The sequence below is a fragment of the Streptomyces sp. NPDC005492 genome, assembly GCF_040605995.1.
In the GTDB taxonomy this organism is placed as follows: Bacteria; Actinomycetota; Actinomycetes; order Streptomycetales; family Streptomycetaceae; genus Streptomyces.
Genome location: NZ_JBEXDX010000018.1, coordinates 139,403 through 160,129 on the forward strand (window position 1 = coordinate 139,403; position 20,727 = coordinate 160,129).

General features: G+C 70.4%; 21 protein-coding genes. 11 read left to right on the forward strand and 10 right to left on the reverse strand.

Going from position 1 to position 20,727, the window contains the following annotated elements; all coding sequences use genetic code 11:
* Nucleotides 1-24 precede the first annotated feature (24 nt).
* The 3 genes from ABZT04_RS24465 to ABZT04_RS24475 all read right to left on the reverse strand — a co-directional run bounded on the left by ABZT04_RS24465 (nt 25) and on the right by ABZT04_RS24475 (nt 4,189).
* The gene (locus ABZT04_RS24465; protein ID WP_356059097.1) at nt 25-1,023 is read right to left on the reverse strand and encodes a CopD family protein; all 999 of its coding nucleotides are present in this window, start codon (nt 1,021-1,023) and stop codon (nt 25-27) included.
* Nucleotides 1,024-1,122: 99 nt separating this feature from the next.
* The gene (locus tag ABZT04_RS24470; protein WP_356059098.1) at nt 1,123-2,556 is read right to left on the reverse strand and encodes a CoA transferase; all 1,434 of its coding nucleotides are present in this window, start codon (nt 2,554-2,556) and stop codon (nt 1,123-1,125) included.
* A gap of 100 nt (nt 2,557-2,656) precedes the next feature.
* On the reverse strand, nt 2,657-4,189 hold the full coding sequence (locus ABZT04_RS24475) for a S8 family serine peptidase (protein WP_356059099.1): 1,533 nt from the start codon (nt 4,187-4,189) through the stop codon (nt 2,657-2,659).
* Between the two features lie 312 nt (nt 4,190-4,501).
* Between ABZT04_RS24475 and ABZT04_RS24480 the strand changes: the two genes are divergently transcribed.
* The 3 genes from ABZT04_RS24480 (at nt 4,502) to moaA (ending at nt 7,611) form a co-directional block, all read left to right on the forward strand.
* Nucleotides 4,502-4,858, forward strand: a complete 357-nt coding sequence (locus ABZT04_RS24480; RefSeq protein ID WP_355922538.1) for a DUF485 domain-containing protein — start codon at nt 4,502-4,504, stop codon at nt 4,856-4,858.
* The gene (locus tag ABZT04_RS24485; RefSeq protein WP_356059100.1) at nt 4,855-6,474 is read left to right on the forward strand and encodes a cation acetate symporter; all 1,620 of its coding nucleotides are present in this window, start codon (nt 4,855-4,857) and stop codon (nt 6,472-6,474) included. The genes ABZT04_RS24480 and ABZT04_RS24485 overlap by 4 nt, the downstream gene beginning before the upstream one ends.
* A gap of 147 nt (nt 6,475-6,621) precedes the next feature.
* Complete coding sequence (gene moaA, locus ABZT04_RS24490) at nt 6,622-7,611, forward strand: GTP 3',8-cyclase MoaA (protein WP_356059101.1); 990 nt, start codon at nt 6,622-6,624, stop codon at nt 7,609-7,611.
* On the opposite strand, the gene ABZT04_RS24495 is transcribed toward moaA, so the two are convergent.
* Nucleotides 7,608-7,826: a hypothetical protein gene (locus tag ABZT04_RS24495; protein WP_356059102.1), complete on the reverse strand. Its 219-nt coding sequence runs from the start codon at nt 7,824-7,826 to the stop codon at nt 7,608-7,610. The genes moaA and ABZT04_RS24495 overlap by 4 nt on opposite strands.
* A gap of 223 nt (nt 7,827-8,049) precedes the next feature.
* A complete protein-coding gene (locus ABZT04_RS24500) occupies nt 8,050-8,448 on the reverse strand; it encodes a DUF3099 domain-containing protein (RefSeq protein WP_356059103.1) in 399 nt (132 codons plus the stop codon).
* A 247-nt stretch (nt 8,449-8,695) separates the two neighbouring features.
* Between ABZT04_RS24500 and ABZT04_RS24505 the strand changes: the two genes are divergently transcribed.
* A complete protein-coding gene (locus tag ABZT04_RS24505) occupies nt 8,696-8,974 on the forward strand; it encodes a GlsB/YeaQ/YmgE family stress response membrane protein (RefSeq protein ID WP_356059104.1) in 279 nt (92 codons plus the stop codon).
* A 59-nt stretch (nt 8,975-9,033) separates the two neighbouring features.
* Here ABZT04_RS24505 and tyrS read toward each other — a convergent pair whose 3' ends face one another.
* Genes tyrS through ABZT04_RS24520 form a run of 3 tightly spaced genes read right to left on the reverse strand, consistent with a single transcriptional unit; the run spans nt 9,034 to nt 13,271 of the window.
* A complete protein-coding gene (tyrS, locus tag ABZT04_RS24510; RefSeq protein ID WP_356059105.1) occupies nt 9,034-10,302 on the reverse strand; it encodes a tyrosine--tRNA ligase in 1,269 nt (422 codons plus the stop codon).
* A 54-nt stretch (nt 10,303-10,356) separates the two neighbouring features.
* Nucleotides 10,357-11,751 carry a metallopeptidase TldD-related protein gene (locus ABZT04_RS24515; RefSeq protein ID WP_356059106.1) on the reverse strand — a complete coding sequence of 465 codons (1,395 nt, stop codon included), beginning with the start codon at nt 11,749-11,751 and terminating at the stop codon, nt 10,357-10,359.
* On the reverse strand, nt 11,748-13,271 hold the full coding sequence (locus ABZT04_RS24520; protein WP_356059107.1) for a TldD/PmbA family protein: 1,524 nt from the start codon (nt 13,269-13,271) through the stop codon (nt 11,748-11,750). Before ABZT04_RS24520 ends, ABZT04_RS24515 begins: the two co-directional genes overlap by 4 nt.
* Nucleotides 13,272-13,511: 240 nt before the next feature.
* Between ABZT04_RS24520 and fabG the strand changes: the two genes are divergently transcribed.
* From fabG to ABZT04_RS24535, 3 genes are all read left to right on the forward strand, one after another.
* Nucleotides 13,512-14,216, forward strand: coding sequence for a 3-oxoacyl-[acyl-carrier-protein] reductase (gene fabG / locus ABZT04_RS24525; RefSeq protein ID WP_356059108.1), 705 nt, complete (start codon nt 13,512-13,514; stop codon nt 14,214-14,216).
* Between the two features lie 5 nt (nt 14,217-14,221).
* Nucleotides 14,222-14,989, forward strand: a complete 768-nt coding sequence (gene fabI / locus ABZT04_RS24530) for an enoyl-ACP reductase FabI (protein WP_356059109.1) — start codon at nt 14,222-14,224, stop codon at nt 14,987-14,989.
* A 174-nt stretch (nt 14,990-15,163) separates the two neighbouring features.
* Nucleotides 15,164-15,520 carry a hypothetical protein gene (locus ABZT04_RS24535; RefSeq protein WP_356059110.1) on the forward strand — a complete coding sequence of 119 codons (357 nt, stop codon included), beginning with the start codon at nt 15,164-15,166 and terminating at the stop codon, nt 15,518-15,520.
* Here ABZT04_RS24535 and ABZT04_RS24540 read toward each other — a convergent pair.
* Entirely contained in the window at nt 15,495-16,190 is a 696-nt protein-coding gene (locus tag ABZT04_RS24540) for an FCD domain-containing protein (protein ID WP_356059111.1), read from the reverse strand. The two genes, ABZT04_RS24535 and ABZT04_RS24540, sit on opposite strands and share 26 nt — an antisense overlap.
* A gap of 70 nt (nt 16,191-16,260) precedes the next feature.
* Between ABZT04_RS24540 and ABZT04_RS24545 the strand changes: the two genes are divergently transcribed.
* From ABZT04_RS24545 to ABZT04_RS24560, 4 genes are all read left to right on the forward strand, one after another.
* Nucleotides 16,261-17,571 (forward strand): CynX/NimT family MFS transporter, encoded by a 1,311-nt coding sequence (locus tag ABZT04_RS24545; RefSeq protein WP_356059112.1) that lies wholly within the window; start codon nt 16,261-16,263, stop codon nt 17,569-17,571.
* A 48-nt stretch (nt 17,572-17,619) separates the two neighbouring features.
* Nucleotides 17,620-17,736: an SGM_5486 family transporter-associated protein gene (locus ABZT04_RS24550; RefSeq protein ID WP_356059113.1), complete on the forward strand. Its 117-nt coding sequence runs from the start codon at nt 17,620-17,622 to the stop codon at nt 17,734-17,736.
* Nucleotides 17,737-17,920: 184 nt separating this feature from the next.
* A complete protein-coding gene (locus ABZT04_RS24555; protein WP_356059114.1) occupies nt 17,921-18,127 on the forward strand; it encodes a hypothetical protein in 207 nt (68 codons plus the stop codon).
* A gap of 65 nt (nt 18,128-18,192) precedes the next feature.
* Nucleotides 18,193-18,711 (forward strand): histidine phosphatase family protein, encoded by a 519-nt coding sequence (locus tag ABZT04_RS24560; RefSeq protein ID WP_356059115.1) that lies wholly within the window; start codon nt 18,193-18,195, stop codon nt 18,709-18,711.
* Nucleotides 18,712-18,783: 72 nt separating this feature from the next.
* Here the strand turns inward: ABZT04_RS24560 and serB are convergent, their stop codons facing one another.
* On the reverse strand, nt 18,784-19,992 hold the full coding sequence (gene serB / locus ABZT04_RS24565) for a phosphoserine phosphatase SerB (protein WP_356059116.1): 1,209 nt from the start codon (nt 19,990-19,992) through the stop codon (nt 18,784-18,786).
* Nucleotides 19,993-20,727: the final 735 nt, after the last annotated feature.

The following is a 20,727-nucleotide window of genomic DNA, read 5'->3' on the forward strand; positions in this document are numbered from 1 at the left end:
GGGGTCGATCAATACTGGAGTGGATCAATGCCAGCGGATCGGCACCGGCAGGGCCGTCAACAGTCCGGAGAGCACGACCACCACCCCCAGGGCGACGACCTCGGCCCGCGCGGGTGAGCAGGCGGCCAGCGGATCGGTGGCCCGCCGCAACCGGTAGCGCGCCCACAGCGCGAGTACGGCGACGGCGGCGACGAGGAGCACCTTGGCGAGCAGGGTGCGCCCGTACGCCGTCGTCGTGAGCTGGTCCAGGATCGTGCCGGCCGGCATCCGGCGCAGCGAACTCCACACCCCCGTGGCGGTGATCGCGGCGAGCAGCACGGCGGCCACGCGCGCGTAGAGCCCCAATAGCGCGGCCCCCGCCTCGGTACCCCGCCACCGCCCCAACGTCCGCAGTACGTGCAGCAGTCCGCCCACCCACAGCGCCGCGCACGTCAGATGGACCAGGGTCAGCTCGGAGCCGACCAGCGCGCTGTGTTCGCCCACCGGGTGCGCGCGCAGCGCCTCCGCGACGACCACGGCCGCCAGGGGCCACACCTGGAGGCCGGGCCGGCGGGACCTAGCGCACAGGGCCGCCGCGGCGAACGCGTTGACCTCCAGGAGCGCCAACTTGCCGTCGCGGGACTGGTAGAGGCCGCCGACGTCGATCTGGTCGAGGCTGTGCGGCACGAGGTTGCCGGTCGCCACGACCGACGCGAGCCCGAGCGCGGCGACGAGACCGGCACCGGCCGCGTACAGCGCCCAACTGCGGGGGCCGTTCGGGGGAGCGCCGGGCACGGTACGCGCCAGCCGGTTCACGAACAGCTCGCCCAGCGGGACGCACAGCGCCCCGAACAGCACCGCCCGCAGCAGCGCGATGCCGCCGACACCGGGCGCGGCGGCCTCCCCGGTGCCGTGCAGCGCGGCGGACGGGCCGAGCAGCGGGACCAACGCGGCGAGCACCACCAGGGCCAGCGCGGCGACGGCCCTGCGCCGCCCGGAGCCACTCGTGCCGGCCGCTTCGACAGTCGGTCGTATCAAGGTCACCCCGAGATCTTCACCAGCCGTCACATAACCGGGCAAGTACAACAAAACAACTGGCGGAACGGCATTCCGCTCATAGGTACGTTTCCGGCCGACCCCGGATCACGCCCAACCAGCCGGGTCCGTGCCCCAACGACCCGGCGGGCGCGCCCAGTTCGCGGGCCCGCCGACGAAGGAGACCGGCGACAGGGCGTGCCGCAGCCGCCCGATACCGCTGTCCGTCTCACCCAGCCAGGCGTCCGCCCGGTTGTACGCCGTCGCGCCCTGCTCGCTCCCGGAGTCCGTCCCGCCCCGCTCACTCCCGTACGCCGTTCCGCCCGCCCCTCCCCGCTCGGCCCCGCCCGCCGTCAGCCAGGCCGCGGTCCGCGCCAGCGCCAACCGCAGGACGAGGCCGCCACCCCGCTCCGCCTGCTCCGTCAGCGCCCGCAGCACCGCGGCCGCCAGCAGATACCCGGTGCCGTGGTCGAGGGCCTGCGCGGGCAGCGTCCCAGGCCGCTCCGGCGTCCCTTCGACCGCCGCGATCCCGGTGGCGACCTGCACCAGACTGTCGAACCCGCGCCGGTCGCCCCACGGCCCGTACGCTCCCCACGCCGACAACTGCGCCACGACCAGCCCGGACCTGCGGCTGATCAGGGCCTCGGGGGAGAGGCCGAACCGGTCCAGGGCGCCCGGCCGGTACCCGGTGACGACCACGTCCGCCCGCGCGAGCAACGCCTCGAAGCTCCGCCGGTCGGCGGCCAGGCCGAGGTCCAGCCGGGTCGACCGCTTCCCGAAACCGGTGTCCGCGTGCGCGTCCGGGTCCTCCGGCAGGTGCGGGGCGTCCACCCGCAGCACGTCCGCGCCCAGCAACGCGAGCGTGCGGGTGGCGACCGGGCCCGCGATGACCCGGGTCAGATCGAGCACCCGCAGCCCGGCGGCGGGCAGCAGCGGACCGGAGCCGAGCGGCGGCAGCACACGCGCGCATGCGCCGTCGAGCCACTCCCGCTCGACCAACGGCCGCCCGGCCACCGCGACCCCTTGCGCATGCGCCGCCCACTCCTGCCCCGACCGCAGCGCGACCGCGAGACCCCCGGCGCCGTACACCGTGTTCTCGACGTCCAGGGCGGACCGCTCGGCGAGCACCTCGGCCACGTCCTCCACGGAGGCGTCCCCCGGCAGCCTCAGCGCACCCAACAGCCGCTCCCTGTGGTGCGGATAGTTCGCGTGGGTGCGGACCCAGCCGTCGGCCGTCCGCCAGAACCGTGACAGCGGCGCGAAGCTGACGGGCGCCCGCCCGTCGATCAACAGGTGCCGCTCACTGACGAACGCCGTAGCGACGGCCCCGTCGTCCACCCGCACCCCGGGCACCTCTGTGAGCCCGGCCCGCCGGGTCCCCAACTCGGCGGCGGCCAGCGCGCACACTCCTACGCAGGCCCGGGCCAACTCCCGTACGGGAAGCCGCGCTTCGAGCGCCCCCTGGCGTGCGACGGTCGAGACCCGCGAGACCAGGGCGGGATCGCCGCCCAGCGCGGCCCATGCCATGTTGATGTCAGTCATGACTGCACTATGCAGTATTGATTCAATCAATATCACTGGGGTGGCGATGCAGACATGAACGGGCCGGGCGGAGATCCGCCCGGCCCGGAGGAGGTGTCCGCTACTTGACCGCGCGCAGCGCGTTGACGATGCCGAACCCGTAGAAGCCGTTGACGCGCTTGCCGCCCACGCAGGTCGCGTCCGCGATGCCGTCGCCGTTGGTGTCGTACGGGGCGGTCGGGCAGCCCGGGTTGTCCGCCTCGGCCTTCAGCAGCGCCTGCAACTGGGCCGGACCGGCATGCGGGTGCGTGGACTTGAGCAGCGCGGCCACGGCGGCGACGTGCGGGGTCGCCATCGAGGTGCCCTGGAGGAAGCCGTATGTGTTGTTCGGCAGCGTGGACAGGATGCGGCCGTCCTTCGACGGGGTCTCCGGGATCTGCCGGGAGTCCCCGCCCGGCGCCGACACGTCGATCACGCCCTCGCCGTAGCTGGAGAAGTACGACTTGGCCTTCTTGACGCCGACCGAGCTGACCGTGACGACACCGGGCAACTGGGTCGGTACGTCGAAGCACTCGTGCGGGTCGACCGTCCGGCGCACCGCGGTCGAGTCGTCGGGGCTGGAGGTGTCGACGAGAGCGTGCGAGTCGAGGTCGTCGTTGGAGTTGCCGGCCGCGGCGACGTTGAGCGTGCCCTTGCTCTGTGCGTACAACTGGGCCCTGTTGACCGCATCGACGATGGCACGTTGATCGGGGTCGTCCATGCAGTTGTACAGCCAAGGATCAACGTAGTAGCTGTTGTTGGTGATCTCCACGCCGTGATCCGCGGCGAACACGAACGCGCAGACCACGCTCTCCGGGTAGAAGAGCTGGGTCGAATCCGGCTCGGCCACCGTGATCCCGGCGACCTTCACCCCCGGCGCCACCCCCGCCACACCGATGCCGTTGCGGGCGGCGGCGATCTCACCCGCGACATGCGTGCCGTGGAGGTGAGCGGAGTCCACGGGACGCCACGAGCCGTACGTCGTGTCCGCCTTGCCGCCCACGCAGTTCGCGGACTGCGAGGGGGAGAAGTTCGGGGCGATGTCCGGGTGGGTGTCGTCGACGCCGACGTCGATGACGGCGACCGTCACGCTCTTGCTGCCCGGGTTGATCTTCGCGGCCTTGTCGGCGCCGATCGCCGGAAGGTCCCACTGGTCGGCTTCGAGCGGCTCGCTGTCACCGGCGGACGCGGAGGCCTTCGCCGTCCGCTCGGCCTGCTCCTTGGACAGGTACTGCGCCGCGCCCTCGTCCGTCGTCGAGGTAAGGCTCAGCGGCGCCGTCCGCGTGGCGCCAGCCGACTGGACCCCGCGCACCGCGCGGATCTGCGCGCCGAAGGCCGGGTTCGCCGAGTGCACGACGATCACACCGATCTTCTCGTACGTCACCACGATGGTTCCGCCGGCCGCATTGATCGCCTTCTTGACCGAGTCGATCGTCCGGTGGTCCAGCCGAGTGTTGACCACATAAGCAAGGTTGGGCGCGTCGGCGGCCTGTGCGGTGGTCTCCGTGGAGGGGACCGCCGAGGCCGCCGACGGGAGGAAACCGAGCGAGGCGGTCAGCGACAGCACGACCGGTACGGCGAGGGCGAGCCGGCGTCTGGGGCGCAGATGAGCCATGGGATCTCCACATCATCCGGAACGAAACGGCCCGAGACGTGGTGGTGTCCGGGCAGGTACATGACGAGTAGTGCAGGCCGAAGTTATCTCCCGCGACGGCTGCCCAGCAATGACTTCCCCAAGGCGAGTCCTGAAAGAAGTCAAAGGAGTTGAACCGGTCCACGCGTGGCGCCGTGACCTTGGGCAGGAAGCGCCAGCAGGATCGGGGCCTCCGCCAATTGTGGCGCGGGGGAGTCGGTCGATCACTCCTGGTGGCGTGATCCGTAGGTCTGTGAGGTCGCAACCAGCATGTCCGCAACGCGAGGAGACACCGTGGCCACCGAGACACCACCCCCCTCGAAAGCCGAACGCACACTCCCCAGTACCGAGGAGTTCGAACAGGTCCAGGAGAGCGCGGAGTTCGCCGAACTGCGGCACGCCCACCGCTCCTTCGCCTTCCCGCTGACCGTCGCCTTCATCGTCTGGTACCTGCTGTACGTCCTGCTGTCGAACTACGCGGACGGCTTCATGGACACCAAGGTCGTCGGCAACATCAACGTCGCCCTGGTGCTGGGCCTCGCCCAGTTCCTCACCACGTTCCTCATCGCCTGGTGGTACGCGCGGTACTCCGCCGCGAAGCTCGACCCCAAGGCCGAGGCCATCAAGTCCCGGATGGAGGGCGGCGCATGAGCCCCGCGATCACCCTGGCGGCGGGCGAGGCGAGCCAGCACCGCCCGCTGATCATCACCCTGTTCGCGATCTTCGTCGCCGCGACGCTCGTCATCACCGTCTGGGCGGGCCGCCAGACCAAGGACGCCGCCGACTTCTACGCGGGCGGCCGCCAGTTCACCGCCTTCCAGAACGGACTCGCCGTCTCCGGCGACTACATGTCCGCCGCGTCCTTCCTCGGCATCGCAGGCGCCATCGCCCTCTTCGGCTACGACGGCTTCCTGTACTCCATCGGCTTCCTGGTCGCCTGGCTGGTCGCCCTGCTCCTGGTGGCCGAACCGCTGCGCAACTCCGGCCGCTACACCATGGGCGACGTCCTCGCGTACCGCATGCGCCAGCGCCCGGTCCGTACCGCTGCCGGCACCTCCACCATCGTGGTGTCGATCTTCTATCTGCTGGCCCAGATGGCCGGCGCGGGTGTCCTGGTCTCGCTGCTCCTCGGCATCACCAGTGACGCGGGCAAGATCGGCATCGTCGCCCTGGTCGGCGTCCTGATGATCGTGTACGTCACCATCGGCGGCATGAAGGGCACCACCTGGGTCCAGATGGTCAAGGCCTGCCTGCTGATCGCCGGCGCCCTGCTGCTGACCTTCCTGGTGCTGCTGAAGTTCGACTTCAACATCTCCGACCTGCTCGGCAAGGCCGCCGACAACAGCGGCAAGGGGTCCGCCTTCCTGGAACCCGGCCTCAAGTACGGCGCCACCGGCACGACCAAGCTGGACTTCATCTCCCTGGGCATCGCCCTGGTCCTCGGCACCGCCGGCCTGCCGCACATCCTGATCCGCTTCTACACGGTGCCCACCGCCAAGGCCGCCCGGAAGTCGGTCAACTGGGCCATCGGCCTGATCGGCGCCTTCTACCTGATGACCCTGGCCCTCGGGTTCGGCGCCGCGGCACTGATCAAACCCGACGAGATCATCGCCTCCAACAAGGCGGGCAACACGGCAGCCCCCCTCCTGGCCCTGCATCTGGGCGGAGTCGACTCCAACTGGGGCGCCATCCTCCTGGCCACCATCTCGGCCGTCGCCTTCGCCACGATCCTCGCGGTCGTCGCCGGCCTGACTCTGGCCTCGTCCTCCTCGTTCGCCCACGACATCTACGCGAACGTCATCAAGCGGGGGCAGGCGACGGAGAAGCAGGAGATGTCCGCCGCCCGGTACGCCACGGTCGGCATCGGCGCCGTCTCCATCCTCCTCGGCGCCCTCGCCCGCGACCTGAATGTCGCCGGCCTGGTCGCCCTGGCCTTCGCGGTCGCCGCCTCCGCCAACCTCCCGACGATCCTCTACAGCCTCTTCTGGAAGCGCTTCACCACCCCCGGAGCCCTGTGGTCGATCTACGGCGGCCTGGTCACCGCGGTCGGTCTGGTCCTGTTCTCGCCGGTCGTGTCCGGCAAGCCGACCTCGATGTTCCCCGACGTCGACTTCCACTGGTTCCCCCTGGAGAACCCCGGCATCATCTCCATCCCCGTCGGCTTCCTGCTGGGCTGGCTCGGCACGATCCTCTCCAAGGAGGAGCCGGACACCGGCAAGTACGCGGAGTTGGAGGTACGGTCCCTGACCGGCACGGGAGCCCACTGAGGCCCACGTCGACGGCCGCGTCGTAGATCCCTACGACGCGGCCCCGTCGTACCTCGTGGGATCGGGCCGGTCTCGTTGTCAGAGGTGTCGCGTAGGCTCGACGGTGTCGGAAAAACATGCGATCCGAAATCGAGGGAGGGGGCCCACGTGCTCATCGACACCTATGGCCGAGTGGCCACCGACCTGAGGGTTTCGCTGACAGACCGGTGCAATCTCCGGTGTACGTACTGCATGCCCGAAGAGGGTCTGCAGTGGCTGGCCAAACCCGACCTCCTCACGGACGACGAGATCGTCCGTCTGATCGACATCGCGGTCACCTCCCTCGGTATCGAGGAGGTCCGCTTCACCGGTGGCGAGCCCCTGCTGCGCCCCGGCCTGGTCGGCATCGTCGAGCGGGTCGCGGCCCTGGAGCCCCGCCCCCAGATGTCCGTCACGACCAACGGCATCGGCCTCAAGCGCACGGCGGCCGCCCTGAAGAAGGCGGGCCTGGACCGGGTCAATGTCTCGCTGGACACCCTGCGCCCCGACGTCTTCAAGACCCTCACCCGCCGCGACCGCCACCAGGACGTCCTCGCGGGCCTCGAAGCCGCCCGCGAAGCGGACCTGACCCCGGTCAAGGTCAACTCGGTGCTGATGCCGGGACTCAACGCCGACGAGGCACCGGACCTGCTCGCCTGGGCCGTCGAGCACGACTACGAACTGCGCTTCATCGAGCAGATGCCCCTGGACGCCCAGCACGGCTGGAAGCGCGACGGCATGGTCACGGCGGGCGACATCCTCGCCTCCCTCCGCACCCGCTTCGAGCTGACCCCCGAAGGCTCCGACGAGCGCGGATCGGCCCCCGCCGAGCGCTGGATCGTGGACGGCGGCCCGCACCGGGTGGGCGTCATCGCCTCGGTCACCCGCCCGTTCTGCGCGGCCTGCGACCGCACCCGCCTCACCGCGGACGGCCAGATACGCAACTGCCTCTTCGCCCGCGAGGAGACCAGCCTCCGCGGCGCCCTGCGCTCCGGCGCACCCGACGAGGAGATCGCCCGGATCTGGCGCCTGGCGATGTGGGGAAAGAAGGCGGGCTCGGGCCTGGACGACCCGTCGTTCCTGCAGCCGGATCGACCGATGTCGGCGATCGGCGGCTAGGCCCCCTCAGGCGCTTCCCAGTCCTCGAACTTGACGACGTCCTTCAGGAAGCCCCGCACACCGAGGAACTGGGACAGATGCTCGCGATGCTCCTCGCACGCGAGCCACGTCTTGCGCCGCTCCGGCGTATGGATCTTCGGGTTGTTCCACGCGAGGACCCACACCGCGTCCGCGCGGCAGCCCTTCGCGGAGCAGATCGGTGTCTCGTCACTCACGGGAACTCATGGATTTCGTCTCACAGATGCGCTGAAAAGGCGACGCCGAGCAGCCACGGGGGGAGCTGCCCGGCGTCGGTCTGTCGCTCCGACGGGGGATGCGGAGCGCGTACGAAGTATGTCACGGGGAACCGGTCGCCCGGCACCGGAACAACATGATTGATCTGAGCTTTTCTTGAGCTTGGTGCGGACCCGACTCTCGAATATGACCCGTCCGCGACGGTCACGACCGGTCGTACGGTTCGCCCCCCGGACCGGGCGTCGGCTCGGGCACGACCTCTTCCGCGACGGGTTCCGTGAACGCCTCGTCGGACCGCGGCGGCGTGATCATCGGCCGCAGCGGAGTGGTGACGAATGTCGACGGAAGCCCCGGCGCGTTCTCCCGCCCGGCGTTCGCGATCACGACGGCGACATAGGGAAGGAGCATGCCGACCACCAACGCGACGATCGCGACGTGCCGTTCGACGTTCCACAGCGCGCAGGCGAGGATCACCGACACCGTACGGATCGACATCGAGATGACATACCGGCGCTGGCGACCGCGGACATCCTCCGCGAGTCCCGTCCGGGCTCCGGTGATCCGGAACACCTGGGCGTTGCCTTCGCTGTGTGGCTTCCGCATCACATTCCACCATCCGCCCACATCGGACTCTCCCCGGCCCTCGCACCGGTTCGCACCCCGATCCGGGAACCGGGCCCCGACACGTCCTACGTTACGCCGCGCCTGCGCCGCCTTCGAGACCGGGGCGTCTCCGGCCTGGGCGAGCGGTCTGCGCCGTAGCGCGTACGGCCGCACCCGACATGCGCCGTACCGCGACCGGACCCACACTTGGCGTAATGCTCGCGTCGAGCCGTACAAGGAGGCAGCCATGGGCTGGTTGTGGGCGATCATCGTGGGATTCGTGCTGGGCCTGATCGCGAAGGCGATCATCCCGGGCAAGCAGCACAGTCCCCTGTGGCTGACCACCATCTGCGGCATCCTCGGCGCCATCGTAGGCAACGCGATCGCCCGAGCCGCCGGCGTCGACGCGACCAGCGGTATCGACTGGAGCCGCCACGCGTTCCAACTCGTCGCCGCGGTCATCATCGTCTTCGTGGTCGACATGGCGTACATGGCGACCCTCGGCAGGAACAAACGGCGAGCCTGACAGCCGTACGACGAAGGGGCGGCCCTCCCGCACCGGGAAACCGCCCCTCCCTCATGCGCTCACGCGCCCGTGACCTCCACGGCCGCCAGATTCTTCTTGCCCCGGCGCAGCACCAGCCACCGCCCGTGCAGCAGGTCCTCCTTCGCCGGTACGGCGTCCTCGGCGGCAACCTTCACGTTGTTCACGTAGGCCCCGCCCTCCTTCACGGTCCGGCGCGCCGCGGACTTGCTCGCCACCAGCCCCACCTCGGCGAACAGGTCGACGACCGGGCCGAGTTCGGCGACCTGGATGTGCGGCACCTCGGAGAGGGACGAGGCCAGCGTCTTCTCGTCCAGCTCCGCCAGCTCACCCTGCCCGAACAGAGCCCTGGACGCGGCGGTCACCGCGGCCGTCTGTTCGGCGCCGTGCACGAGCGTCGTCAGCTCCTCGGCGAGCGCGCGCTGCGCGGCGCGGGCCTGGGGGCGCTCCTCGGTCTGCCGCTCCAACTCCTCGATCTCCTCATGGGACCGGAAGCTGAAGATGCGCAGGAACTTGGAGACGTCCCGGTCGTCCGCGTTCAGCCAGAACTGGTAGAAGGCGTACGGCGTGGTCATCTCGGGGTCGAGCCAGACCGTGCCGGACTCCGTCTTTCCGAACTTGGTGCCGTCGGCCTTGGTGATCAGCGGGGTGCCCAGGGCGTGCACCACGGCCTCCGGGTCGACCCGGTGGATCAGGTCGGTGCCCGAGGTGAGGTTGCCCCACTGGTCGCTGCCGCCGGTCTGCAGCGTGCAGCCGTGCCTGCGGTACAGCTCCAGGAAGTCCATGCCCTGCAGGATCTGGTAACTGAATTCGGTGTAGCTGATGCCCGCGTCGGAGTTGAGCCGCCGGGAGACGGCCTCCTTCGCGATCATCTTGTTGACCCGGAAGTGCTTGCCCACGTCCCGCAGGAACTCGATGGCCGACAGGCCCTGGGTCCAGTCCAGGTTGTTGACCATGATCGCCGCGTTCGGGCCCTCGAAGTCCAGCAGCGGGGCGATCTGCGAGCGCAGCCGCTCGACCCACTGGGCCACGACCTCCGGCGAGTTCAGCGTCCGCTCCGCGTTGGGCTTCGGGTCGCCGATCAGGCCCGTGGCGCCGCCGACCAGGCCCAGCGGACGGTTGCCCGCCTGCTGGATCCGGCGCATCGTCAGGATCTGCACGAGGTTGCCGAGGTGCAGGCTGGGCGCGGTCGGGTCGAATCCGCAATAGAACGTGACGGGACCGTCCGCGAACGCCTTGCGCAATGCGTCCTCGTCAGTGGAGAGGGCGATCAGCCCACGCCACTGCAGTTCGTCGACGATGTCCGTCACGGTTCTCGTATCTCCTTGAGCGATCTCGATGGGTCTCGTGAATCAGGTACGAGGTTATACGCCCTGACTGACAGAGCTCATATTGAAGTCCGGCACCCGCAGCGCCGGCATCGCAGCCCTAGTGAACCAGTCGCTCCACTCCCTCGGCAGCGTCTTTTCCGTCCGCCCCGCCTCGGTCGCCCGCCCCAGTAGATCCACCGGCGACTCGTTGAACCGGAAGTTGTTCACCTCACCGCTGACCTCGCCGTTCTCGACGAGGTAGACGCCGTCCCGGGTCAGCCCCGTGAGCAGCAGCGTGGCCGGGTCGACCTCGCGGATGTACCAGAGGCAGGTCAGCAGCAGCCCGCGCTCGGTGTTCGCGACCATCTCCTCCAGCGAGCGGTCCTCGCCCCCGCTCAGGATCAGGTTGTCGATCGACGGCGCCACCGGCAGCCCGGTCAGACCCGCGCTGTGCCGACTGGTCAGCAGGTGCTTCAGCTCGCCCTCGCGCACCCAGTCGGTCGCCGTCAGCGGCAGCCCGTTGTCGAACACCGACTGGTCGCCCCCGGAGGTGTGCGCGAGCACGAAGGGGGCTGACTCCAGACCGGGCTCGTTCGGATCGCTGCGCAGCGACAGCGGCAGCTCGGTGAGCTTCTCGCCGACGCGGGTGCCACCGCCCGGCTTGGAGAACACCGTGCGGCCCTCGACCGCGTCCCGGCCCGACGCCGACCACATCTGGTAGATCAGCAGGTCCGCGACCGCGGTCGGCGGCAGCAGCGTCTCGTAGCGGCCCGCGGGCAGCTCGATCCGCCGCTCGGCCCAGCCCAGCCGCAGGGCCAACTCGGCGTCCAGGGCCGCCGGGTCGACGTCCTTGAAGTCCCGCGTCGAGCGGCCGGCCCACGCGGAGCGCGTACGGTCCGGGGACTTGGCGTTCAGCTCCAGCGTCCCGTTGGGCTGGTCGTGGCGCAGGCGCAGCCCCGTCGACGTACCGAGGTAGCTGGTGACCAGCTCGTGGTTGGCGAAGCCGTACAGCTCGCGACCGCCCGCACGCGCGCGTGCGAACGATTCGCCGAGCGCCGGCGCGAAGTCGGTGAACACGCCGGACGAGGTCTCGGCGGGTGCGTCCGTGAAGTCGGGCGACTCCGGTACGCCCGTGACGAGCGGCTGCGCGTCTTCGGCGGGCGCGGCACCGCGCGCGGCGGCCTCGGCGGCCCGCACCAGCGGCTCCAGCTCCTCCGGGGTGACGGCGGACCGGGACACGACCCCCGAGGCCGTGCCCTCCTTGCCGTCGACGGTCGCGATGACGGTGAGCGTGCGCCCGCGCGTGACGCCGTTGGTGGTCAGCGCGTTGCCCGCCCAGCGGAGGTTGGCGGTGGAGTTCTCGTCGGCGATGACGACACAGCCGTCGGCCCGGGACAGTTCCAGGGCGCGCTCGACGACCTCGTGCGGCTTGTTCGTACGGGCGCTCATCGACCGGCCTCCTGCGTGGTGTTGAGGATGTTGACTCCCGTGAAGAGGGCCGACGGGCAGCCGTGCGAGACCGCGGCGACCTGACCCGGCTGGGCCTTGCCGCAGTTGAAGGCGCCGCCCAGGACGTATGTCTGCGGGCCGCCGACGGCCGCCATGGACCCCCAGAAGTCGGTGGTCGTCGCCTGGTACGCGACGTCCCGCAGCTGCCCGGTGATCCGCCCGTTCTCGATCTTGAAGAACCGCTGGCCGGTGAACTGGAAGTTGTAGCGCTGCATGTCGATCGACCACGACCGGTCGCCGACCACATAGATCCCGCGGTCGACCCCGCCGATCAGATCCTCCGTGGACAGCCCCGCCGGATCCGGTTGCAGCGACACGTTGGCCATGCGCTGGACGGGGACATGGCCGGGGGAGTCGGCGTAGGCGCAGCCGTTGGAGCGCTCGAAGCCGGTCAACTTGGCGATGCGTCGGTCGAGTTGGTAGCCGACCAGGGTGCCGTCCTTGACCAGGTCCCAGGACTGGCCCTCGACGCCCTCGTCGTCGTAGCCGATGGTCGCCAGGCCGTGTTCGGCGGTGCGGTCGCCGGTGACGTTCATCCGCTCGGACCCGTACTTGAGTTTGCCCAGCTTGTCGAAGGTGGCGAAGGAGGTGCCGGCGTAGGCGGCCTCGTAGCCGAGCGCGCGGTCCAGTTCGGTGGCGTGGCCGATGGACTCGTGGATCGTCAGCCACAGGTTGGACGGGTCGACGACGAGGTCGTACAGGCCCGCCTGGACGCTCGGGGCGCGCATCTTCTCGGCGAGCAGTTCGGGGATCTGCGCGAGTTCGGCATCCCAGTCCCAACCCGTGCCCGTGAGGTACTCCCAGCCGCGGCCCACCGGCGGCGCGATCGTGCGCATGGAGTCGAACTCGCCGCTCGACTCGTCGACCGACACCGCGTTCAACTGCGGGTGCAGCCGGACGCGTTGCTGCGTGGTCACCGTCCCGGCGGTGTCGGCGTAGAACTTGTTCTCGTGCACGGTGAGCAGCGACGCGTCCACGTGGTTGACGCCGTCCGCCGCGAGCAGCCGGGCGCTCCAGTCCGCGAGCAACCCCGCCTTCTCCTCGTCGGGCACGGAGAACGGATCGATCTCGTACGACGAGATCCACGTCCGCTCCTCGTGCACCGGCTCCGCGGCCAACTCGACCCGCTCGTCCGACCCGGCCGCCTTGATCACCTGGGCGGAGAGCTTCGCCATCGCCACCGCCTGCGAGGCGACCTTGGCGGCGGCGTCCAGGCTCAGGTCAACCCCCGACGCGAAGCCCCAGGTGCCGCCGTGTACGACCCGCACCGCGTACCCGAGGTCGGTGGTGTCCGACGTACCGGCAGGGCGGGCGTCCCGCAGCCGCCAGGACGCGCTGCGCACCCGCTCGAACCGGAAGTCCGCGTGCTCGGCGCCCAGTGCACGCGCGCGTGCGAGCGCGGCGTCGGCCAGGGCGCGTAGCGGAAGTGCCGTGAAGGCTTCGTCGATGGAATGAGGCACGGAGGTCTCCCTGCTGTCGTGGCCTGTGAGGTCCGATCATGTCGCGCGAGCGGGCGCGGGGACCACACGTTTCCGCGCTGCGTCGGTACTTTCTGTAGGGACCCGACAGCGAGTCCCGTTAGCCACTGTCGGTGCCCGATTGTCCGCCGGAGGGAGCGGACCGATAGGTTTTCGATAAAGCCGCCTGTCGACCAGGTGTACCGGGCAGGCGTGCAGGACCGCTATCGAAAGGGTGATCCGTTGAGCCGCTCGGTTCTCGTCACCGGAGGCAACCGGGGCATCGGCCTCGCCATCGCCCGTGCGTTCGCCGACGCCGGCGACAAGGTCGCCATCACGTACCGCTCGGGTGAGCCGCCGGCCGGCTTTTTGGCCGTCAAGTGCGACATCACCGACAGCGAGCAGGTGGAGCAGGCCTACAAGGAGATCGAGGCCGAGCACGGCCCGGTCGAGGTCCTGGTCGCCAACGCCGGTGTCACCAAGGACCAGCTCCTGATGCGCATGTCCGAGGAGGACTTCACCTCGGTCGTCGACACCAACCTCACCGGCGCCTTCCGTGTCGTCAAGCGCGCCAACCGCGCCATGCTGCGCGCCAAGAAGGGGCGGGTCGTCCTGATCTCGTCGGTCGTCGGCCTGATGGGCGGACCCGGCCAGGCGAACTACGCCGCCTCCAAGGCCGGTCTCGTGGGCTTCGCGCGCTCCCTCGCCCGTGAACTGGGCTCGCGCAACATCACCTTCAACGTCGTCGCGCCCGGCTTCGTGGACACCGACATGACCAAGGTGCTCACCGACGAGCAGCGCGAGGCCATCGTGAAGCAGGTGCCGCTCGGCCGGTACGCGCAGCCCGAGGAGGTGGCCGCGACGGTGCGGTTCCTCGCCTCGGACGACGCCTCGTACATCACTGGAGCCGTCATCCCCGTAGACGGCGGACTGGGAATGGGTCACTGAACACCATGAGCGGAATTCTCGAGGGCAAGCGTGTCCTGATCACCGGTGTGCTGACGGAGGCGTCCATCGCCTTCCACACCGCCAAGCTGGCACAGGAGCAGGGCGCCGAGATCATCCTGACCGCGTTCCCGCGGCCCACGTTGACCGAGCGCATCGCCAAGAAGCTCCCCAAGCCCACCAAGGTCATCGAACTCGACGTGACCAACGACGAGCACCTCGCGCGCCTGGCCGACGTCGTCGGTGAGGAGCTCGGCAGCCTCGACGGTGTCGTCCACTCCATCGGCTTCGCGCCGCAGGACGCGCTCGGCGGCAACTTCCTCCACACTCCGTTCGAGTCGGTCGCCACCGCCATGCACGTCTCGGCGTTCTCCCTGAAGTCGCTGACCACGGCCTGCCTGCCGCTGATGCAGAACGGCGGCTCGGTCGTCGGCCTCACCTTCGACGCGCAGTACGCCTGGCCGCAGTACGACTGGATGGGCCCGGCCAAGGCCGCCCTGGAGGCCACCAGCCGCTACCTCGCCCGCGACCTGGGCAAGCAGAACATCCGCTGCAACCTCATCTCCGCGGGCCCGCTCGGCTCCATGGCCGCCAAGTCCATCCCGGGCTTCAGCGACCTGGCCGCCGTCTGGGACGACCGCTCCCCCCTGGAGTGGGACCTCAAGGACCCCGAGCCGGCCGGCAAGGGCATCGTCGCCCTCCTGAGCGACTGGTTCCCGAAGACCACCGGCGAGATCGTCCACGTCGACGGCGGCCTGCACGCCATCGGAGCCTGACCTCCCGGCCCGCCTCTCCTACGGCGTCGACGCCCCGTTTCCCGCATCGTGAGGGAAGCGGGGCGTCACCCGTTCGGCCCCTCCGGCCGGGCGGGGGCGGGGCGCAACCGCGCACTCTGGATTACGCGTTCACCACGCGATTCCCTCCCCAGCACTGCCGAGGAGGTTCCCCTTGTGCGCCTGTCCCGCAGCCTGGCCTCAGTGACCGCCGCCCTCGCGCTCGTCATCTCGCTGGCGTACGAGGCGATGCCCCACGCGCGCGTGGAGGCCCGGAAACCGGCCGCCGCACCCCAGTTGTTCGGCGCCGCGTGCCGCACCTCGATCCGCGGTTCGCACGTGGTCGCGTACTGCCACAACCCGTACCCCCAGACCGACCGCGTCAGCCTGCACATCGAGTGCGACCGCTGGTGGGACATCGACAGCGACGGCATCGGGACCGACGCCGGACCGGCGCAGACCGTACGGCTGACCGGCCGCTGCTGGGAGGACGTCCGCGCGGTGTGGGTCAGCCACCAGAAGCGGGCGCACTGAACCGCCCCGGGCGGCACGCGAACGGATAAGCCGCGGCCTCCGACGCGGCCGCCACCGCGTCACCCGCGCGGATCGCGTCCACGAGCCGTGTGTGGTCCATGTACGTCTCCGGAGTCAGCTCCTCGCCGACGTCCGCCCGCAGCCAGTCCCGCAGCACCTCGCCCAGGTCGGCGTACATCGCCGTCATGACGTCGTTGTGGGAGGCCGCCACCACGGCCATGTGCAGGGTCGCGTCGGCCGTCACGAAGGCCTCCGTGTTCCCGGACGCCCAGGCCTCCTCACGCCGTACGAGCAGGGCGTCCAACTGCTTGAGGTCCTTCTCGGTGCGCCGCTCGGCCGCCAGTCGCGCCGCCGCGGACTCCAGCGTGGAGCGCAGTTCGGCGATGTGCCGGGGGTCGGCGTCCGCGAAGCGGCGGTGCATCACTCCGGCCAGCTCGCTGGTCGCGACGACGTAGGTGCCCGAGCCCTGGCGGATGTCCAGCAGGCCGTTGTGCGCGAGCGCGCGGACGGCCTCGCGGACCGTGTTGCGGGCGACCCCGAGCTGCTCGACCAGCTCCGGCTCGGTCGGGATCCGGGAGCCGACCGGCCACTCGCCCGAGGTGATCTGGTTCCGCAGCGAGGCGATGACCTGCTCGGACAGCGCCGAACGACGGGGGTGGCTCAGAGGCATGGCACACCTTCGCATGTGCGGGGCGGCAGCGGGGCCCCTGGGGATGGGCAACCAATCATCCCATGATTCTATGATGGGCGGCATGGCAAGCGAGGAGACACGGACACTGAAGTCCACGACGAACGTCAGCGGCGCCGCCGCGGACGACTCACCGGCGCCGACCGGAGAAGCGACGACCACGCGCGCGTGGACGACGCGGCTGATCGCCGTCGGCATCGTGCTCGCCGCGCTGAACCTCCGCCCCGCCATCACCAGCCTCGGCGCCCTCCTCGAAGAGGTCCGCGACGGCCTCGGCATGAGCGGCAGCGTCGCCGGACTGCTCACCTCGGTTCCCCCGCTGTGCTTCGCCGTCTTCGGCGTCACGGCCCCACGCCTCGCCCGCCGCTTCGGCCCGGCGGCCGTGGTCTGCGCCGGCATGGCCGCCATCACCGCGGGCCTGCTCATACGGCCGTACATCGGCGGTACGGCGGGCTTCCTGGCCGGCAGCGCGCTCGCGCTCATGGGCATCGCGGTCAGCAACGTCCTGATGCCGGTGATCGTCAAGCGCTGGTTCCCGGACCGGGTCGGCTCCATGACCGGCCTCTACTCGATGGCCCTGGCCCTCGGCACCGCCGCGGCCGCCGCGGTCACCGTGCCCATGACCGATGCCCTGGGCGGCGGTTGGCGCGCCGGCCTGGCCGTGTGGGCGGCGCCGGCCGCCGCGGCCGTACTGCCGTGGATCCTTCTCGTACGACACCGGGAGGCGCCCGCGGACCAGCCCTCCCGTGCGCGGGAGACCGAACAGGCGGGGCCCGAGCTGCGGATCACCCGCAGCCGTACCGCCTGGGCGCTCGCCGTGTTCTTCGGGCTCCAGGCCACCGCGGCCTACATCACGATGGGCTGGATGGCACAGATCTTCCGGGACGCGGGCGTCTCCGCGAGCACCGCCGGGCTGCTCCTGGCCGTCACCATGGTGATGGGCGTGCCGTTGGCCTTCGTCATCCCGCGCCTCGCCACCAGGCTGCCCCGGCAGGGCCCGATCGTGATCGCGCTCGGGGTCTGCGGCCTCGCCGGATACGCGGGCCTGTACCTCGCGCCGGCCGGTGGCGCCTGGGCCTGGGCCCTGCTGCTCGGCGTCGCCAACTGCGCCTTCCCGCTGGCCCTGACGATGGTCGGGATGCGGGCCAGGACCAGCGCGGGGGTCGCCCAGCTGTCGGCCTTCGCGCAGAGCACCGGCTATCTGATCTCCATCCCCGGACCGCTCCTGGTCGGTGTGCTCTACCAGCACAGCGGCGGCTGGGGACTGCCGATCGCCCTCATGGCCGGCCTGATGGTCCCGCAGATGGCCGTGGGAGTCCTCGCCGGACGCCACCGCACGGTGGAGGACGAGGCCGCCGGGTGACCTCACCCCGGCCGATCCGGCACGGGCCAGGGGTGCGAGACTGGGCGCATGCCAGTGCTCGACCCGAACCCCCAGAACGGCCAGAAGAAGATGCTGATCGTCTTCGGCTCGTTCTTCGCCATCTTCATCGTCATCGCCATCATCGCGACGATCGCGTCCCCGTGACCGCGCGTCTCTGATCGTGCCTCGGCGGGCCGAGGGTGGGGTTGTCCCCACCATCCCCTAGGGGGCGAGGCTCAGGGTCAAGTGGGTGGATCTCCGGATGGGTTGGGGACCGCGCGTTCCGTAACTTCGAAGTGTGACCGCGAGAAGCGGATCGCGGACCACTCGGAGACCAGCGGAGGCATCCATGTCGGCCCAGACGCACACCCGGCCCCACCCGGCGACCACGGGCGGCGTCGACATCAGGCTGCCGTGGTGGGCCCTCGCCCTTCCGGCGCTCGCGTTCATCGTGCTGCTCGTGATGATGCTCAACCCGACGGACGCCCAAGCGGCGGCCTCGGACCCGATGATCACTCACCTCTTCGAGCGCGCGCAGCAGCTCATAGCCCGCTGAGCTCCGGCGCGGCCGCCCGTCAACTCCCAGCGCCCCGTGGCCTGTTTCATGCGAAGCTGGATCCCATGAGCGTCGCAGAACCCCGCAGGATTGTCCTCTTCCGGCATGCGAAAGCCGACTGGCCCCAGGTGACCGATCACGAGCGACCGCTTGCCGAGCGCGGCCGCCTGGACGCGGCCACCGCCGGAAGCAGACTGGCCGACACCGGCATCCCCTTCGACCTGGCCCTCTGCTCCACCTCGGCCCGCACCCGGGAGACCTGGAAGCTCGCCGTCCACGAGCTCGCGCACCGGCCGAAAACGGTCTACGAGGAGCGGATCTACGAGGCCTCGCCCGGCGAGCTGATCGCCGTGCTGAACGAGACGCCGGACGACACCCGGAACCTGATCCTCATCGGGCACAATCCGGGCGTGCAGGGCCTGACCGAGGTCCTGTCCGGCCAGAGCACCGGCGAAGCCCGCGAGTGGCTGACCCGCCGCGGCTTCCCGACCGCCGCCTTCGCCGTCCTGACCTTCGACGGCTCCTGGAAGGCCCTGGAGCCGGGCGCGGCGACGCTGGCCGACTACTGGGCGCCGTCCGAGTAGACCCACGGATCCCTACGACGGAGGGCCCGGCACCGCGTGGTGCCGGGCCCCGAAGGCTCTGTGGGGCCGGGATCAGTCCTCGTCGTGCGTGTCAGCCGCCTCGACCTCTTCGCGCGTGACGCCCAGCAGATACAGCACGGTGTCGAGGAACGGCACGTTCACCGCCGTGTGCGCGGCCTGCCGTACGACCGGCTTCGCGTTGAAGGCGACGCCGAGGCCGGCCGCGTTGAGCATGTCCAGGTCGTTGGCGCCGTCGCCGATCGCCACGGTCTGCGCCAGCGGTACGCCCGCCTCGGCGGCGAAGCGGCGCAGGAGCCGTGCCTTGCCCGCGCGGTCGACGATCTCCCCGGTGACCTTGCCGGTCAGCTTTCCGTCGATGATCTCCAGCGTGTTGGCCTGGGCGAAGTCGAGCCCGAGCCGGTCCTTGAGATCGTCGGTGACCTGGGTGAACCCGCCTGATACGACGCCGACTTGATAGCCGAGCCGCTTGAGTGTGCGGATCAGTGTGCGGGCGCCGGGCGTCAGCCGCACCTCACTGCGCACCTTGTCCACCACCGACGCGTCCAGCCCCGCGAGCAAGGCCACGCGCGCGTGCAGCGACTGCTCGAAGTCCAGCTCGCCGCGCATCGCGGCGGCCGTCACCTCGGCGACCTCGTCCTCGCAGCCGGCGTGTGCGGCGAACAGCTCGATGACCTCGTCCTGGATGAGCGTGGAGTCGACGTCCATGACGACCAGGCGCTGGGCCCGCCGGTGCAGCCCTGCCGCCACGACGGCCACATCGACGCCGAACGCCGCGGCGTGGGTGACGAGGGCCGTGCGCAGTGGCTCGGTCTCCACGCCGGACACCGCGAACTCGACCGCTGTCACGGGGTACTTGGCGAGCCGGAAGATACGGTCGATGTTGCCGCCGGCGCGGGTGATGCGGGCGGCGATCGCTGCGGTGGACTCCGCGGTGAGCGGATGGCCGAGCACGGTCACGAGCGAACGCCCGAGCCCGCGCGGCCGGTTGTCACCGAGCCCGGAGATGATCTCCGCCTGCATCTTCATCGACTCGGCCCAGCTGTGCACGGTGGCCCGCAGATCCCCTTCGAGCCCGGCGGGCGGCGGGGTCACGAGCGCGCACAGCACCATCCGGCCACGCGTGACGACCTGCTCGATGTCGACCACGTCGACGGAGTAGGCGGCGAGGGTGTCGAAAAGTCCGGCGGTGATACCCGGCCTGTCCTTGCCGAAGATCTTGACGAGGAGAGTGGGGACGTCAGAGGTCTGCGAAGCGCTCATGGTGCTCCCACCGTATCCGGCACGGAGTGCCTTGTGCCGCAGAGGTCCGCCCAGCGGACACGGAGCAGTGGGTGTCGGGTCGGTGGCGTGAATCTTACGCGGCGATCACAAAGCGGCTGGTGGGCGGACAGAGGTGCGACGAGGCGATCGCGCGGGGGTGCGGCGCCGATCAGGACTCGGCCGGACGCCGAGCAAGAACCGATCACCGACGCCCCTTGGGCCTCCCCGGAGGCGGCGGTGGGGGCGGCGGCGGAGGCTGCAACCCACCGTCCGAATCGTCCCCCGTCCCGTCCCCCGAAGACGCCCCGGGCCGGCGCCGAGGCGTCCGGGGCGGCGGCTCGTAGGGCTGCGCCATGGTTGGAGCGCCGTACATGTCGACGGGGGGCGGAGGAGCCCCGGGATGCTGTGAGCCTGCGGGATATGAAGGCCCTGGTGTGCCGGATGCCGGACCTGATCCGGACTGCCCTGCGCTGCCCGGCGGCTGCGCCCCCTCCTGAGGTGAGCCCGAGTCCGCCGGCATGGCCCAGGGCGGCCGCGAACCTCCGGGATACGACGGGCCCAGGGCCCCGGGCGCCGGACTCGATCCGGACCGCCCTGCGTCTCCCGGTGGTGGTGCCGCACCAGAGTCCGGTGCGCTTCCAGCAGGGGGCCGGGGCCTTCCCCGCAGAGACCACGCACCAGGCCGCTGCCGGTCGTCGTAAGGGCGAGTGCCGTCGTCCGCGGACACGGTGCCGG